Raw genomic sequence first — 14,481 nt, 5'->3', positions numbered from 1 at the left:
TCAGCGACCTATACGCGGTTCTTTGAGCGCGATGGGCAGGGTGATCTCCGGAATAACGCCGGTTTCTTCCTGCTTGCGCTTGAGGTAATCGAGAGCGACCTTGGCGGCGGCGCGCACGTGGTCGACACACGCCTGGTGAGCGGCCAACGGATCGCCGCTCTTGATCGCCTCGACCATGCGTTCCATTTCCTGGTTACTGCTGCTGCGACGGTTTTCCTGGGATACCGACGTCGCCCGCAGGTAGCTGATCCGTGCTTGCAACTGACGCAGTTGGGTAGCCGCGACATGGTTGCCGGAGCCTTCGAGCAGGACGTCGTAGAAACCCTGGACCGAGTCGATAACCTGTTGCAGTTCGCCTTCCTTGAGGGCCTTGCGGTTTTCCTCCAGGGCCTTTTCCAGGGCCTTGATGTTCTTGGCCTTGGCGCGCAGGGTGAACAGCTGGACGATCAGGCCTTCGAGCACGCAACGCAGCTCATAGATATCGACTGCATCGGCCAAGGTGATGATCGCGACCCGTGGGCCCTTGGCGTCGGCGAACTCCACCAGGCCTTCGGACTCCAGGTGACGCAAGGCTTCGCGTACGGACGTGCGGCTGACCCCCAGGCGATCGCACAGATCGCGCTCGACCAGACGGTCTCCCGGCATAAGCTGGAAGTTCATGATGGCGCTTCGCAGTTTATCCAGCACGATTTCGCGCAGGGTAACGGGGTTGCGATTGACCTTGAAGCTGTCGTCGAGTGGCAGGCGTTTCATGGGGTCCGCTCTGAGTGTGGCTGTCCATGCAAAAAGAGCACTTCGATCGAGGATCATCGTGCTCGGTCATCAAAACAGCCAAGGGTTAACTGGAGGCCTCGGCGTCGGCTTCGGCGAAGGCTTCACGGGCCAGCCGGAAGCTGTCTACGGCAGCGGGGACACCGCAATAAATACCGACCTGAAGCAGAATTTCGCGTATTTGTTCACGACTCAGCCCGTTACGCAAGGCGCCGCGCATATGCAGCTTCAGTTCGTGGGGCCGGTTGAGGGCCGAAATCATCGCCAAGTTTATCATGCTGCGCTCTTTAAGCGACAAACCCTCACGGCCCCAGACGTGGCCCCAGCAGTACTCGGTGACCATTTCTTGCAGCGGCCGGGTGAAGTCGTCGGCGTTCTCGATCGAACGGTTCACATAGGCTTCGCCCAGCACCTGAGTACGGATTTTCAGCCCTTGTTCATATTTCTCGCTGTTCATCGCTGCGTGCTCCCGAAGTCTTCAAGTCCACCCATCAGGGTGTATTTGAGTTCCAGATAATCCTCGATGCCGTACTTGGAACCTTCACGGCCCAGGCCCGAGGATTTGATGCCACCAAACGGCGCGACCTCGGTGGAGATCAGCCCTTCGTTGATCCCGACCATGCCGTACTCCAGGGCTTCACTCATACGCCAGGCACGGCCCAGATCGCGGGTGTAGCAATAAGCGGCGAGACCGAATTCGGTGTCGTTGGCCAGCTGTACAGCTTCGGCTTCCGTGTCGAAGCGGAACACCGCCGCCAGAGGGCCGAAGGTTTCTTCCTGGGCAACCTTCATCTGCGTGGAGACGCCGGCCAGTACCGTCGGCTGAAAGAACCCGTGCCCGAGTGCATGACGCTCACCGCCGCAGAGCAGTTGGGCACCTTGGGCGAGCGCGTCCTGTACGTGATCTTCGACCTTGGCCACGGCGCGTTCGTTGATCAGCGGACCCTGATTCACGTTGGCGTCGAAACCGCTGCCGACATGTAGTTGTTTTACGCGTTCGGCCAAGCGAGCAACAAAGGCGTCGTGAATACCGCGCTGGACCAGGAAGCGATTGACGCAGACGCAGGTTTGCCCGGCGTTGCGAAACTTGGCGATCAGCGCACCGTCCACCGCGCGCTCCAGGTCGGCGTCGTCGAACACGATGAAGGGCGCATTGCCCCCCAGTTCCAGCGAGACCTTTTTCAGCGTCGGCGCACACTGCGCCATCAGTAATTTGCCGATGGCGGTGGAGCCGGTGAACGACAGTTTTCGCACCAAGGGACTGGCAGTCAGCTCAGCACCGATGGCAACCGCGTCACCTGTGATTACGTTGAAAATGCCCGGTGGAATGCCCGCCTGTTCGGCCAGCACCGCCATGGCCAGCGCCGAAAACGGGGTTTCCGGGGCCGGTTTGACGATGCACGGGCAACCGGCGGCCAACGCCGGACCGGCCTTGCGGGTGATCATCGCCGCCGGGAAATTCCACGGAGTGATGGCCGCAACCACGCCAATCGGCTCTTTGCTGACCACGATGCGCGCATCACCTTTGTGGCTGGGAATGGTGTCGCCGTAGATGCGTTTGGCTTCTTCGGCGAACCACTCGATGAAACTCGCCGCGTAGAGAATTTCGCCCTTGGCTTCGGCCAGTGGCTTGCCTTGTTCGAGGGTGAGGATTTCAGCCAGGGCGTCGGCATGTTCCAGCATCAGTGCGTGCCAGCGCTTGAGTGTCTGGCTCCGTTCCCTGGCCGTCAGCGCACGCCATGCCGGCCAGGCCTTATTGGCGGCGGCAATGGCTTGGCGAGCTTCGGTGGCACCAAGGTTCGGCACCCGGCCAATCAGTTCTCCGGAGGCCGGGTTGAAGATGTCCTGACAGGCGCCATTCGGCGCATCCAGCCATTGGCCATCAATAAAGGCCTGCTGGCGGAACAGTTGCAAGGCTGGGCTCATGCCGGCTCCTAAGGAAATGGGGGACGCTTTATGTGGGAGCGAGCTTGCTCGCGATAGCGGTGTGTCAGTCACATTGATATTGAATGCGCCGCCGTCATCGCGAGCAGGCTCACTCCCACATGGACCTGCGCCCCTGAAAGTAAATATCAGGCCAGGGCGGGCAGGGGACCCAGCTTGCCTTTGTGGTAGATCATCGGCGTCACCGGTTGCTCGGGCAGAATCAGGTTCTTCACCGCACCAACGATGATGGCGTGATCACCGCCGTCGTATTCGCGCCACAGTTCGCACTCGATGATCGCCGTGGCGTTGTCCAGCAGCGGGTTGCCCAGCTCACTGAGGTGCCAGGCGATGCCTTTGGCCTTGTCTTTGCCTTTTCCGGCAAACGCATAGGCTTCGGCAGTCTGGTCGGCCGACAGCAAGTGAATCGCGAACTGCTTGCTGTCGCGCAGGATCGGGTAAGTGTCGGAGGCATAGTTGGGGCAGAACAGCACCAGCGCCGGATCAATCGACAACGCACTGAACGCGCTGGCCGTGATGCCGACGATGCCGCCGTCCGGGTCCAGAGTGGTGACCACCGTGACCCCGGAAGGGAACGAGCTCATGACGTCTTTGTAAATGCCGGGTTCGATCATGTCGGCGGTCTCCTAGCGCATCACGAAGGGATCAGGCATCGGTGCCTGAGAGAGGTTGATCCACACCGTTTTCAGCTCGGTGTAGGCCAGCACCGAATCGATGCCGCTTTCGCGTCCATAGCCGCTGTTCTTGAAGCCGCCGATCGGCGCCATGGCCGAGACCGCACGGTAAGTGTTGACCCAGATAATCCCCGAACGCACGTCCCGGGCCAGACGATGGGCACGCCCCAGGTCGCGGGTCCAGATGCCGGCGGCGAGACCGAACTGCGAGTCGTTGGCAATCGCCAGTGCTTCAGCTTCGTCCTTGAAACGAATGACCGAAGCCACCGGGCCGAAGACTTCTTCCTGCATGATCTTCATCGAGTTGCGGTCGCATTCGAACAAGGTCGGTTCGTAGAACCAGCCGTCGCCCAGATTCTGCGGACGCTTGCCGCCCAGGCGCAGGCGCGCGCCTTCGGCGATGGCATCGGCCACCAGGCCTTCGACCACAGCCAGTTGTTGCGCGGTGGCCATCGGGCCCATTTCGCTCGTGTCATCCTGCGGGTTGCCGATGCGGATACGCTTGGCACGCTCCACCAGGCGCGAGACGAATTCGTCGTAGATTTCGTCCTGCACCAGCAGTCGCGAGCCGGAGACGCAGCTCTGACCGGAGGCCGCGTAGATCCCGGCGATAGCGCCGTTGATCGCACTGTCGAGGTCGGCGTCGGCAAAAATGATGTTGGGTGATTTGCCGCCCAGTTCCAGCGACAGCTTGGCGAAGTTCTCGGCGCTGCTGCGCACCACATGGCGTGCCGTGGCGGCGCCGCCGGTGAAGGCAATCTTGCGTACCAGCGGATGGCGGGTCAGGGCCGCGCCGGTGCTCGGGCCGTAACCGGTGACAACGTTGACCACGCCCGGCGGAATGCCGGCCTCTAGAGCCAGTCGGGCCAGTTCGAGGATGGTTGCCGAGGCGTGCTCGGACGGCTTGATCACGATGGTGTTGCCCGCCGCCAGGGCCGGGGCCAGTTTGATCGCCGTCAGGTACAGCGGGCTGTTCCAGGGGATGATCGCCGCGACCACCCCCATAGCTTCGTGCACCGTGTAGGCAAACAGGTCCGGCTTGTCGAGGGGCAGCGTGCCGCCTTCAAGTTTGTCGGCCAGACCTGCGGTGTAGTGGAAGAACTCCGGCAAGTAGCCCACCTGGCCACGGGTCTCGCGAATCAGCTTGCCGTTGTCACGGCTTTCCAGCTGCGCCAGTTGCTCCTTGTTTTCGGCGATCAGGTCGCCAAGACGACGCAGCAATTTACCGCGAGCGGTGGCGGTGAGGCCGCGCCAGGCCGGGCTGTCGAAAGCAGTCTGCGCCGCCTGTACGGCACGCTCGACGTCGGCATCATCGGCATCGGGCAGTTCAGCCCAGGCTTGGGCCAGGGCCGGGTTCAGGCTTTCAAAGGTTTTGCCGGACAGGGCATCGACCCATTCACCGCCGATGCACATCTGGAAGCGTGTGAGTGTCATGCAACGATCCCCTTTATTTGGTTTTGTCGGGCGTTTGCGGTGTCGAGAAACTCCAGCAACAGCTGGTTGACCAAGCGCGGCGATTCTACGGGCATCATATGCCGTTGCTCGGCGAGCACGGCAACGGTGGCGCCTGGAATTCGTTCGGCCAATTGCCTGGCCATTTCCGGTGTCGAGCCAGGGTCCAGTTCACCGGTGGCGATCAGTGTCGGCACCTGAATATTGGCCAGGTCCTCGGCGCGGTACATGTCCTGGGTCGCGAACAGCTCATAGGTGGTCAGGTAACCCTGCGGGTCGTTATCCGCCAAGGTCTGGCGCAGCGCGGCAATCTGTGCCGGATTAGCCGCCTGGTATTCGCAACTGAACCAGCGCGACAGCGCAGCTTCGGCGTTGGCATCCGGTCCGTGTTCGGCAGCCTGGGCGGTACGGGCAATCACCCCGGCGCGCTGTTCGGGGCTGCGATTGAACACGCTGTTGAGCACCACCAGGCCTTGCAGGCGTTGCGGGTAATGCAAGGCAAAAGCCCGGGCCACCAGCCCACCCATCGAAAAGCCGATGACCGTCGCCTGCGGCAATTGCAGATGGTCTAGCAGTTCCAGCAACTGGTCGGCATAGCCGAGCAGGGGGGTGCCGCTCTCTGGACGTGGGCTGGCGCCATGGCCGAGCATGTCGTAGGTAATCACACGGTATTTAGTGGACAGGCCAACGACCTGGCCGCCCCACATTTCTTTGTTCAGGCCCACGCCGTGGATCAAGACCACGGGCTGGCCTTGGCCGGTCGCCAGGTAACTGGTGCCAGCCGGGGTGCTTTCAGCGGTGAGCCGAATCATGGAGCGCTCCTGCATGCCTTTTTGTTGTAGTGGCTCTCACCGGAATTACTGGGCTTTCTCGGCGGCCAGTTCTTCCAGATCGATGTAACGGTTACCGATGCGTGGGTGCAGACGGCCGCCATCGGCACACCCCAGGACCACAACGATTTCATCGGCGCGTGGTGCATCTTCGATCTGCATTTCCAGGGTGATGTAGTGCGAGCGCAGGCCTTCGTCGTCCTTGTGCATCATCGGAATCTGGATCGAGGTCCCCGGACCGCCGCGTTTGTTGGTAAAGCTCAGGTAGCTCTTGGCTTTAACTGCTTCGCGGTAATGGTTGCCAAAGCGCAGGGTGTGGATGACGGCAGAGGCGTGCTCGATTTCGCCGTCGGCGCCCACTACAGCCGCCTTGCCGTAGGCTTCGATCTTCTCGGCACCGCCGATGATGCCCACCAGGCGTTCGACCATCAGTGCGCCGAGGTCGGAGCAATTGGCGCGGATTTCCGGCTTCAGGTCTTCGACAAAGCCGCGGCCCAGCCAGGGGTTTTTCATCACCACAGCCAGACCGACCATGGTGACCGGCTTGTCGGTGGCCTTGCCGCCTTCAATAAAGGTTTCTTCGACGTAGCTGACGATCTTGCGGATTTCGAAACTCATGAGCTGCTCCGTATGCGGGTTGAGAGGTGTTTGTGCGTATGATGGTATACCATAATATTGGTAGCGCAAGAGGTTGAAATGAGTTTCCGGCCAGAAGGCGATGAAAAGAGGGAAGGGCATCGGAGACGGGTCATGCGATGCGCCGCAGGTACGGTGGAGATCGCTTGCAGACAAGGTTGATCTGTCGGACTGGATTGGAGGCTGCACCTGCCTGACAACGGGGGAGCTCGACGGCACTTGAACGCTCATTCAACTGAATACCGTCGCGCATCACTAGCGGGCACTTTAATTCCATGCGCAGTCATGGAGTGCATTTGTGTGCGCATTAATGGTGCAAGGATGAAGTTTGATGCACGGGTCTGAAGGATTGGTATTACAAAGCTCATAAAAAAGAGTGGGTAAAAATTTCCCGTTTACAGGGCAATAAAGTCAACGTATTTACCCAATGCACCGATTTTGTTCGCGCCAGAGTTGTGCAAACGATAAGTGCAATAAACGTTTCAGCGTGTTACGAGAAAAACACCGTAAAAATGAATGGAAATGTCGCCTCAATATCATTACTGGAGCTTTTTCCGATTTTTAGCGGCCCTGGTGTTGCGTGGGCACAGCCCTTGCAGAAGCACTTTCAAACCACCGAAAGTGTGGTTTTTGCAAAAAAAGAAACTGGGGGCGTTACAAGTAGGAGCGCCAGTAAGCTAATCCGGAAACGGCCAGATCTCTGACGCCAGAATGCGTCAAGGCGCTGTCGGAATCGTGAGCTTCCAGCTTCATAAAGGGACAGGAAGTTCACGGTGCACACTGAGGTGCTTTACAGAAACAGTACTCACTAAAACAACGTAAGGCTTCATCTATTGGAATGACAAAGTTATAAAAAAATGCCGGCTGTATCGCGGCAAGGAGTGGGGTATGTCCCGAGCTTTTTTTAATGAAATGTATGATGCGAGTGGTGGCTGCCGCCCACATTACCAGGAGTTTGCGCGCTGGTTGGCGGACACGCCCCTGGAGCTGCTGGATCAGCGTCGTCGCGAAGCCGACCTGCTGTTCCATCGAGCCGGCATCACCTTCACGTTATATGGGGACGAGCAGGGCACCGAGCGGTTGATTCCGTTCGACATCATTCCACGCAGCATCAAGGCCAGCGAATGGCAGATGGTCGAGCGTGGCTGCATTCAGCGGGTCCAGGCCTTGAACATGTTCCTGGCCGATATCTATCACGGGCAACGGATTCTCAAGGAGGGCATTATTCCGGCCGAACAGGTGTTGGCCAACGAGGGTTATCAGGTCGCCATGCAGGGCCTGAATCTGCACCGCGGCATCTATGCCCACATCTCCGGGGTCGACCTGGTGCGCGATGGCGACGGCAGTTACTACGTACTCGAAGACAATCTGCGCACGCCCAGCGGCGTCAGCTACATGCTCGAAGACCGCAAGATGATGATGCGCCTGTTTCCCGAACTCTTCGCAGCCCAGCGTGTGGCGCCCATCGACCACTACCCGAACCTGCTGCTGGACACGCTCAAGAGCTCCAGCCCTCTGGACAACCCGACGACCGTGGTACTGACCCCGGGCCGCTTCAACAGCGCTTACTTCGAACACGCGTTCCTGGCCCGTGAAATGGGCGTGGAACTGGTTGAAGGCGCCGATCTGTTCGTCCGCGACGATCATGTCTACATGCGCACCACCGCCGGCCCGAAACAGGTGGATGTGATTTATCGGCGCCTCGACGATGCGTTTCTCGACCCGCTGTCTTTCAATCCGGACTCCATGCTGGGCGTGCCCGGGCTGGTGACGGTGTATCGCGCGGGGAACGTGATCCTCGCCAATGCGATCGGCACGGGTGTGGCGGATGACAAGTCGATCTACCCCTATGTGGGCGACATGATTCGCTTCTACCTCGACGAAGAGCCAATCCTCAAGAACGTACCGACCTGGCAATGTCGCAAACCCGAAGAGTTGTCCCACGTACTGGCCCACCTGCCCGAGTTGGTGGTCAAGGAAACCCAGGGGTCCGGTGGCTACGGGATGCTGGTCGGCCCGGCCGCCACAGCGGCGGAAATCGAGGACTTTCGCGCGCGTCTCAAGGCACGCCCCGAAGCTTATATCGCCCAGCCGACGCTGTGCCTGTCCACGTGCCCGACCTTTGTCGAAAGCGGCATCGCCCCACGCCACATCGACCTGCGCCCGTTTGTGCTGTCGGGCCGTGAAACCCGCCTGGTGCCCGGCGGCCTGACCCGCGTGGCATTGCGCGAAGGCTCGCTGGTGGTGAACTCGTCCCAGGGCGGTGGCACCAAAGACACTTGGGTCGTGGAGGACTAAGACATGCTTTCAAGAACCGCTTCGGACCTCTACTGGATGTCCCGTTATCTGGAGCGCGCCGAAAACCTGGCGCGCATGCTCGAAGTCAGTTACTCGCTGTCGCTGATGCCCCAGGCCGGGCGCACCGATGGCCATGCCGAGCTGTCGATGTCGCTGTTGGCCGCCGGCACGCTGGACGACTACAACCAGCGCTACGGCGAACTCAACACCGAACGCATGCTGCATTTTTTCGCGCTGGATGAAACCAACCCCGGCAGTATCTATTGCTGCCTGCAGGCGGCGCGGGCCAATGCCCACGCGGTACGTGGGCGGATCACCGCCGACATGTGGGAGAACATCAACGCCACGTGGCTGGAGATGCGCAACATCGCCCGCAATGGCCTGGGTCGTTATGGCATCAGCCATTTCTGCGAATGGGTCAAGGAGCGCTCGCACCTGTTCCGCGGGGCAACCTCCGGCACCATCATGCGCAACGATGCCTACTGCTTCATTCGACTGGGCACCTTCCTCGAACGCGCCGACAACACCCTGCGCCTGCTGGATGCGCGCTACGAAATGTACGGCGAGGAGTCGGAGGAGGTGAGCGACAACTCAGCCCGCGGCTACTACCAATGGAGCGCCTTGTTGCGTGCCTTGTCGTCTTTCGAGGCGTTCAACGAGATCTACCGCAATGCGCCGAACGCCGAGCAGGTCTCCGAGATGCTGCTGTTGCGCGCCGCCGTTCCGCGTTCGCTGCACGCCTGCATCGAGGAGCTGGACCAGATCCTCGCCAGCCTGCCGGGCAGTAACGGGCGGGCGGCCCAGCGCTTGGCCGCCGAATTGAATGCGCGGCTGCGCTACACCGGGATCGACGAGATTCTCGGCTTCGGTCTGCACCTCTGGCTGACTGATTTCATCTCCCAGGTTCGCCATCTCGGCCAGACCGTCCACGAATCCTATCTGGAGGTCGTATGAAACTGTCCATACGCCACGACACCACCTACAGCTACACCGACGACGTTTGCACCAGCATCCAGTTCCTGCGTTTGACGCCCAAGAACACCGAGCGCCAGCACATTCTGGAATGGCACCTGGAGCTGCCGCGCCTGGTGCGCAGCCAGCTCGATCCTTACGGCAATATCCTGCATGTATTGACGATGGACGAGCCCCACGGCGCCCTCGTACTGACCGCCTATGGTCAGGTTGAAATCGACCAGACCCTGGACGTGGAGCACGACAGTCAGTCACCGTTGCCGTTCTTGCGCACCAGCCATCTGACCAAGGCTGACGACGCCCTCAGTGCCTTTGCCATACAGCGGTGCGGCACGCGGCGTGATCGCGGGGCGTTGATTGACCTGATGCATGGTCTCGCCGAGCACATGGTCTACAGCCCGGGCGCTACAGCGGTGGATACCACGGCCGCCGAAGCCTTTGCCGCCAGAGCCGGGGTCTGCCAGGACCATACCCATGCCTTCCTGGCCTGCGCTCGCAGCCTGGGCATTCCTGCGCGCTACGTCTCCGGTTATCTGTGCACAGAAGATGAAAGCCATTTGGCCAGCCATGCCTGGGCCGAAGCCTGGCTCGACGATGGTTGGTACAGCTTCGACGTCACCAACAGGTTGGCGCTGCCCGAGCGTCATCTGAAACTGGCGGTGGGCCTCGAGTACCTCGACGCATGCCCGGTGCGCGGCATGCGTCGCGGGGGAGGGGCCGAGCACATGCTTGCGCGGGTCCAGGTGTCGTCCCAGTTGCAGGTTCAGCACCCATAAAACTCGTTCGCACCGTCACCATAACCGGCTATACCGTCTCCATGACGGTATGGTCGCTCATCATTCAGATCTTCGGCCAGCCGAGCCACGCCCGCACTCGCGCCTTTCGAACGGACTCGCATATCGCTGTTTTTTGAGGGACAGGTGAGTGGCGAGGGTGCTGTATCCTCGCCTGCCGGTCTCCAACGGAAACTCAACCACTATTGCGCCAGCGCAATCAGCCGGCCGGCTCGGCTGTACAACTCATTTCCGCGGAGCCTGGCTTTTGGAAAAGGACGACGTTGTCGTTTTGCCAGAAGCTGTAATTTCCCTGGGAATCCTTGCCCGTGTATTGGGTTCCCGAATCACTCGGCACCTGGCTCAGGGTGATCGAAGTATTCGCCCATTTCAGGTACACGACACCCGGTTGCGTGCTGAAGTAGGTGGCGGTAATCAGCGGGTCAAACCCCGCACAACGAAAAGCCAGGGGACCTTCGGTGAGCCGGTCTGGATCCTTGGTTCTCACAATTGCCGAGCCTTGACGCAACTGGTGCGCGCGTTCGGCATAACTTCGGATCGTGCACGCCTTGGGCGCAGGTGCGGAGGCACACTGATTACGGGCCTTGATCCAGAACTGCTGGTCGATCATGACTTTGTCTGGGCGCGGTACTGAATGTTCATCCGTGAGCGCCAGGCGATAAAGACGCGTCAGTTCGATATCCATCTGTGCCAGTTGCGGATCGCGACAGACAAGCTTTTCGATGGATGCCCTTGCCTGGGGGCAGTCGAAACTGGTCTTGAAGATTGGCGAAGAAGGGGCCGCGTTCACACAGGTGCTTGTCGCCGCGCAAACGCTGGCAGCGAGCAGACAGGTGAAAAGGGCGGTGACCGTTTTCATGTTGGTTTCACCCAGATCATGACGTGATGCCACGGATTGCCGTGGGACCTGTCGATCCGTTGAACAGTCGCAGTGGGTGTATCGCAGTGTAAGGCAGTGCTCAAATCTTGCCACACCGCCCGGCGGTCCCGGGTTTCAGGAGGAGCGTTAGTGCCGAGATCGCACAGAGGCTAATGCATCGTTGATACCTCGCCGGGTCGGAAGTGAGTTCACTGACGCAGCACGAAAGTCGCCAGGGTTTGCAGATCGTCCGGGCTTAACTGCGTGAAAGATGGCATCGGGATATTCCCCCATTTGCCGGTACCGCCTTGCTGAATGCTGGACGTTACCTTGGCCAGTGCCTGCGGGTCATTGGCATACTTGGCAGCCACATCATGATAGGCCGGGCCTACGACCTTATGATCGATCGCGTGGCAGCTCAGGCAGGAGTTGCTCTGCAGCAAGGCCATGGCGTCGGCTTTGGCTACAGGCGCCGCCGGGGTTTGACTTGCCGACGGGGTTGAGGCTGCCTGCACATCGGAATCGCTCGCACGGGCACTGCCGTAGGTCACCGCAAGGTAGGCGCCGATGACGCTCACATCCTGATCGCTGATCGGAGCACCATATACGTGCTGCATCTTGCTTGCTTCCCCAGTCCACTGCCCTAGGCTCATGCCGGGAGGCTGGAAGTTGATGTAGTCGGCAGAATGGCAGGTGGAGCACTTCTGTTGAGCCAATGGGTAGCCGGGCAGGGCATTGGGTTTGAACACAGCCGTTTCGGCCGGCAACGTGATCGATAGTGGCGCTGCACTAGCCATGGTAACCAAACAAACCTGAGCTGCGCAGAGCAAGGTGGTCATGCGTTTCATGCGGGGCCCCCTCAGGCGATGGTCACATGGCTGGTTTCTACGACATGGCGGCGGTAGCCACCGGGGTTCCAGTCGGCTCGCAGTGGCTGCGTCTCGCCCGCACGGTTACTGGCCCGCACCATCAACTGTGTGGCGCCCTTGCTGGTAAAAGTGATCGGCAGCGTCCACTCACGGAAGGAGAAACGGCCAAGATCCTGCCCAAGCCTGGCTTCGCGCCAGGTTTTTCCGCCGTCGATCGACACTTCCACCTTGTCGACCCCATCGCCGCCGTCGAACGCAATGCCCTTGAGCTCCACGCTTTTTTTCAACGGCAACACATCACCGTGTTTGACGCTGGTGATGAAGCTGCGTACCGGCAACTTGGAAATCGGCAGCGTTTGCGCCGCAGTGGTGCCGGGGGCGACACAAAAACAATCGTTGTCTGGAACGCGGTAACCTTTAGCCATGAAGAAACCGTCGTAGGTGTGGTCGACGACTACGATCTCACTCAGGTGCTTGACCCAGTACGTACCGAAATAGCCCGGCACCACCAGACGTATCGGGTAACCGTTGAGGAATGGCAGGTCGGCACCATTCATCGACCAGGCGATCATTGGCTCGCCGTCCATGGCATGGCTGATGTCCAGGGCCTTGATGTACTCCGGCGTGCTTGGCAGCACTGGCTTATCGAGCCCACGGAATGTCACTTGCCTGGCGTCGGCTTTCACCCCGGCCTTTTCCAATACCGCCTTGAGCGGTATTCCCACCCAGCGGGCATTACCCATTGAACCATTGCCCAGCTGAGCGCCGAACACGCGTGGCATCGAGAAGCCACGGCTGTTACCCGAGCATTGATTGACGGCCACTACTTCTACCGGTTCGGCCAGGGCCTTGAGTTCTGCAAGGGAAAGCGACAGCGGTGTGTTGACCGAGCCCTTGATCGTCAGGCGGTAACTGTCCGGATCGATGCTGGTAGGGATATTGGCCAGATGGTACCGCACAAAAAAGGCGTCATTCGGCGTGATGGGCCCTTCGTTGAAGACCGGGAATGGCGTCTCAAGGTGCGGCGGGCGGGTGGTCACCAGGGTCAACGGACGTTTTTGCGGGTATTGCACCAGCGGCCGTGGCCCGGCAGCAAAGGTCACTTCTTCCGGTGTTTCGTCGGCTGCCTTGGCAAGGTTAGCCAATGGCGACGCTGCCAAAGCCAGGGCGAAGGCATCGCGTAGAACGCGCCGACGGCTCGGGTTGCTGTTATCAACAAGACTGAACTTCATGCTGTTCTCTCTTTGTTTTTTACTGAGATGTATCTGACAGCACCCCCCACATACACCAATGGGGGAGGAGAGGTATCCGATGTAATACGCAAGTGGGTTTTCAATTAACTGACCGACTTCGATTAGCAAGCCAGTATCGTCACGCACAAAACGACTGCTTTTCATTGAGCGTCAGTGACTTGGCATTTGATGACAGACGATACCGGCATGTGGGGTATAGCCTGCCCACGCTCATCACAACTGTAGCTCATAGGCTTCCCACCATTCGTTCAGTCGATAGTTATCATCAAGGAATGCAAGTTCTGTTTTTCCGGCAAAGGAGGAGGATGGCGCTATACCAAAGGCGCTTCTGAAGGAACTGTGCGATGAGAATTTCTACCTTGCTGGCACTTGTCGCCGTTTTGACCGGCAGCGTTGCGGCCACAGCGCCGGCCTACGCGGCTGAACAGTCCTGCCACTTTTTACCCGTGGTCGACAGCAACATCGGCCTGCAGCATGCCCAATCGGTGGGTGTGCTCTACAGCGAAAACACCCTCAACACCCTCGAATACCTGGAGCAGTACCATTCGGTAGCGCTGAACGGCGCGAAGAACCCTGCGCTCGACTCGCGTATCAGCAACGCGTTCGTCAACAGCTCCGATCCGAAACTCGCGATCAACTGGCTCATGGGTTCGCTACACAAAGAGTTCGCCTCGGTGACCGTCTACGACAACCTCGACGCGGTGGTGCAAGCCCACCCAGACGTGGTGGTGATGCTGGACACTTACAGCCGTCTGGTGTCCAAGCGCAACAACCAGGTTGAAGCGCGATTCATGGCCAAGTTCTACGACTCGAACCTGCAGTACATCGGCAAGGCCGAAGGTTCTCGAGAACAGCAAATGCCTTCGGTCTGGGTTCATGGCAAAGCAGCGCCAGAGATCGCCGCGCAGATCGACCGGCAAACCGAACTGCAATTGAACGCGCTGAAGCAGTTCGATGTGTCACTGAAGGCGCTCGTTTCATCCAGCGACGTGGCTCGGCTCGCAAACAACTGATGCAGCAGCCCATAAACCGCATCCGCGAAGTACACGAACCGACGCCCAGCGTCGGTTTTTCGGTTCAGCCGTAAACGGCGCACTTTTATCCGGATCGGACAGCATTCTGCTCGATT

Annotated in this window: 14 protein-coding genes; 4 read left to right on the top strand and 10 right to left on the bottom strand. The window is 59.7% G+C overall.

The annotated features are described in order from the left end of the window. From FPT12_RS13845 to FPT12_RS13815, 7 genes are all read right to left on the bottom strand, one after another. Nucleotides 1-753: a GntR family transcriptional regulator gene (locus FPT12_RS13845; RefSeq protein WP_123581623.1), complete on the bottom strand. Its 753-nt coding sequence runs from the start codon at nucleotides 751-753 to the stop codon at nucleotides 1-3. Nucleotides 754-838: 85 nt separating this feature from the next. Next, nucleotides 839-1,228, bottom strand: coding sequence for a carboxymuconolactone decarboxylase family protein (locus tag FPT12_RS13840; RefSeq protein ID WP_145016754.1), 390 nt, complete (start codon nucleotides 1,226-1,228; stop codon nucleotides 839-841). Further along, nucleotides 1,225-2,697: an NAD-dependent succinate-semialdehyde dehydrogenase gene (locus FPT12_RS13835; RefSeq protein WP_145016753.1), complete on the bottom strand. Its 1,473-nt coding sequence runs from the start codon at nucleotides 2,695-2,697 to the stop codon at nucleotides 1,225-1,227. Before FPT12_RS13835 ends, FPT12_RS13840 begins: the two co-directional genes overlap by 4 nt. A gap of 146 nt (nucleotides 2,698-2,843) precedes the next feature. Further along, entirely contained in the window at nucleotides 2,844-3,329 is a 486-nt protein-coding gene (locus tag FPT12_RS13830) for a flavin reductase family protein (protein ID WP_123581620.1), read from the bottom strand. A gap of 12 nt (nucleotides 3,330-3,341) precedes the next feature. Beyond that, a complete protein-coding gene (locus tag FPT12_RS13825; protein ID WP_145016752.1) occupies nucleotides 3,342-4,823 on the bottom strand; it encodes an aldehyde dehydrogenase in 1,482 nt (493 codons plus the stop codon). Further along, on the bottom strand, nucleotides 4,820-5,653 hold the full coding sequence (locus tag FPT12_RS13820; protein ID WP_145016751.1) for an alpha/beta fold hydrolase: 834 nt from the start codon (nucleotides 5,651-5,653) through the stop codon (nucleotides 4,820-4,822). Before FPT12_RS13820 ends, FPT12_RS13825 begins: the two co-directional genes overlap by 4 nt. Nucleotides 5,654-5,698: 45 nt before the next feature. Further along, nucleotides 5,699-6,289, bottom strand: coding sequence for an amino acid synthesis family protein (locus tag FPT12_RS13815; RefSeq protein WP_047226613.1), 591 nt, complete (start codon nucleotides 6,287-6,289; stop codon nucleotides 5,699-5,701). 906 nt (nucleotides 6,290-7,195) lie between these two features. On the opposite strand from FPT12_RS13815, the gene FPT12_RS13810 reads away from it, so the two are divergent. The 3 genes from FPT12_RS13810 to FPT12_RS13800 are packed head-to-tail and all read left to right on the top strand — an operon-like array spanning nucleotide 7,196 to nucleotide 10,353. Continuing rightward, nucleotides 7,196-8,605 carry a circularly permuted type 2 ATP-grasp protein gene (locus FPT12_RS13810; protein ID WP_145016750.1) on the top strand — a complete coding sequence of 470 codons (1,410 nt, stop codon included), beginning with the start codon at nucleotides 7,196-7,198 and terminating at the stop codon, nucleotides 8,603-8,605. A gap of 3 nt (nucleotides 8,606-8,608) precedes the next feature. Further along, nucleotides 8,609-9,559: an alpha-E domain-containing protein gene (locus FPT12_RS13805; RefSeq protein WP_123581615.1), complete on the top strand. Its 951-nt coding sequence runs from the start codon at nucleotides 8,609-8,611 to the stop codon at nucleotides 9,557-9,559. Beyond that, complete coding sequence (locus FPT12_RS13800; RefSeq protein ID WP_145016749.1) at nucleotides 9,556-10,353, top strand: transglutaminase family protein; 798 nt, start codon at nucleotides 9,556-9,558, stop codon at nucleotides 10,351-10,353. Before FPT12_RS13805 ends, FPT12_RS13800 begins: the two co-directional genes overlap by 4 nt. A 217-nt stretch (nucleotides 10,354-10,570) precedes the next feature. Here FPT12_RS13800 and FPT12_RS13795 read toward each other — a convergent pair whose 3' ends face one another. The 3 genes from FPT12_RS13795 to FPT12_RS13785 all read right to left on the bottom strand — a co-directional run bounded on the left by FPT12_RS13795 (nucleotide 10,571) and on the right by FPT12_RS13785 (nucleotide 13,331). Continuing rightward, the gene (locus FPT12_RS13795; RefSeq protein WP_145016748.1) at nucleotides 10,571-11,230 is read right to left on the bottom strand and encodes an MliC family protein; all 660 of its coding nucleotides are present in this window, start codon (nucleotides 11,228-11,230) and stop codon (nucleotides 10,571-10,573) included. A 209-nt stretch (nucleotides 11,231-11,439) separates the two neighbouring features. Next, entirely contained in the window at nucleotides 11,440-12,078 is a 639-nt protein-coding gene (locus tag FPT12_RS13790; protein WP_145016747.1) for a c-type cytochrome, read from the bottom strand. An 11-nt stretch (nucleotides 12,079-12,089) separates the two neighbouring features. Further along, on the bottom strand, nucleotides 12,090-13,331 hold the full coding sequence (locus tag FPT12_RS13785) for a molybdopterin-dependent oxidoreductase (protein ID WP_145016746.1): 1,242 nt from the start codon (nucleotides 13,329-13,331) through the stop codon (nucleotides 12,090-12,092). Nucleotides 13,332-13,696: 365 nt separating this feature from the next. Here FPT12_RS13785 and FPT12_RS13780 point away from each other — a divergent pair, with 365 nt between their 5' ends. Then, complete coding sequence (locus FPT12_RS13780) at nucleotides 13,697-14,365, top strand: ATPase (protein ID WP_145016745.1); 669 nt, start codon at nucleotides 13,697-13,699, stop codon at nucleotides 14,363-14,365. Nucleotides 14,366-14,481: the final 116 nt, after the last annotated feature.

Origin of the sequence: Pseudomonas sp. H3(2019) (assembly GCF_007713465.1) — a bacterium.
GTDB lineage: Bacteria > Pseudomonadota > Gammaproteobacteria > Pseudomonadales > Pseudomonadaceae > Aquipseudomonas.
Note: the sequence above shows the minus strand (reverse complement) of the source record. Positions and strands in the feature narration are given on the sequence as shown.

What these genes read in the sequence shown, in the direction of transcription:
- FPT12_RS13825 (WP_145016752.1), bottom strand. Translation starts at nt 4,823, where the DNA reads ATGACACTCACACGCTTCCAGATGTGCATCGGCGGTGAATGGGTCGAT.
- FPT12_RS13795 (WP_145016748.1), bottom strand. Translation starts at nt 11,230, where the DNA reads ATGAAAACGGTCACCGCCCTTTTCACCTGTCTGCTCGCTGCCAGCGTT.
- FPT12_RS13820 (WP_145016751.1), bottom strand. Translation starts at nt 5,653, where the DNA reads ATGATTCGGCTCACCGCTGAAAGCACCCCGGCTGGCACCAGTTACCTG.
- FPT12_RS13785 (WP_145016746.1), bottom strand. Translation starts at nt 13,331, where the DNA reads ATGAAGTTCAGTCTTGTTGATAACAGCAACCCGAGCCGTCGGCGCGTT.
- FPT12_RS13790 (WP_145016747.1), bottom strand. Translation starts at nt 12,078, where the DNA reads ATGAAACGCATGACCACCTTGCTCTGCGCAGCTCAGGTTTGTTTGGTT.
- FPT12_RS13845 (WP_123581623.1), bottom strand. Translation starts at nt 753, where the DNA reads ATGAAACGCCTGCCACTCGACGACAGCTTCAAGGTCAATCGCAACCCC.
- FPT12_RS13830 (WP_123581620.1), bottom strand. Translation starts at nt 3,329, where the DNA reads ATGATCGAACCCGGCATTTACAAAGACGTCATGAGCTCGTTCCCTTCC.
- FPT12_RS13805 (WP_123581615.1), top strand. Translation starts at nt 8,609, where the DNA reads ATGCTTTCAAGAACCGCTTCGGACCTCTACTGGATGTCCCGTTATCTG.
- FPT12_RS13780 (WP_145016745.1), top strand. Translation starts at nt 13,697, where the DNA reads ATGAGAATTTCTACCTTGCTGGCACTTGTCGCCGTTTTGACCGGCAGC.
- FPT12_RS13815 (WP_047226613.1), bottom strand. Translation starts at nt 6,289, where the DNA reads ATGAGTTTCGAAATCCGCAAGATCGTCAGCTACGTCGAAGAAACCTTT.
- FPT12_RS13840 (WP_145016754.1), bottom strand. Translation starts at nt 1,228, where the DNA reads ATGAACAGCGAGAAATATGAACAAGGGCTGAAAATCCGTACTCAGGTG.
- FPT12_RS13810 (WP_145016750.1), top strand. Translation starts at nt 7,196, where the DNA reads ATGTCCCGAGCTTTTTTTAATGAAATGTATGATGCGAGTGGTGGCTGC.
- FPT12_RS13835 (WP_145016753.1), bottom strand. Translation starts at nt 2,697, where the DNA reads ATGAGCCCAGCCTTGCAACTGTTCCGCCAGCAGGCCTTTATTGATGGC.
- FPT12_RS13800 (WP_145016749.1), top strand. Translation starts at nt 9,556, where the DNA reads ATGAAACTGTCCATACGCCACGACACCACCTACAGCTACACCGACGAC.